The sequence below is a fragment of the Neisseria sp. P0021.S007 genome, assembly GCF_051956855.1.
Map to the genome: position 1 here is coordinate 1 of NZ_JBQCXA010001193.1, position 519 is coordinate 519.

Genomic DNA, 519 nt, shown 5'->3' on the forward strand with positions numbered 1-519 from the left:
TGACAAGACAGACGGCAGCCTTCTCGTGCTTCGCGTTTGCTGATATGGGACAACTCGGTCGGCAGAATGTCGCCGCCGCCGCTTTTCACGACAACGCGGCATTGTCCGCACGAACCACCGCCACCGCAGGCGGAGGGTACGAAGATGCCTTGGCTGGCAAGCGCGCCCAACAGTTTGCCGCCAGCGGGCATAGTCAGCTCTTTTTCATCATTGACTTTGATGGTGATGTCGCCTTCGCTCACCAGCTTGGATTTGGCAAACAGAATCATCAGTGCCAAAGCCAAGACGATGACGGTAAACATCACGATACCTAAAATAATTTCCATGCCGAATCCTTTCTTATAACTGGATGCCGGAGAACGACATAAACGCCATCGCCATCAGGCCGGCGGAGATAAAGGTGATGCCCAGTCCTTTGAGGCCTTTGGGAGCGTCCGAATATTTCATTTTTTCGGTAATGCCCGCCAAAGCGACAATTGCCAACATCCAGCCTAAACCGGCGCCGAAGCCGTACACGAC

2 protein-coding genes are annotated in these 519 nt (G+C 53.9%); both read right to left on the bottom strand.

What is annotated here, in order from left to right:
- Positions 1-326 (bottom strand): 2Fe-2S iron-sulfur cluster-binding protein (locus ACTHUR_RS18230; protein WP_440400165.1); only part of this gene is annotated, 326 nt, incomplete at its 3' end.
- A gap of 13 nt (positions 327-339) precedes the next feature.
- The coding region (locus ACTHUR_RS18235; RefSeq protein WP_440400167.1) for an Rnf-Nqr domain containing protein at positions 340-519 on the bottom strand (180 nt) is incomplete at its 5' end.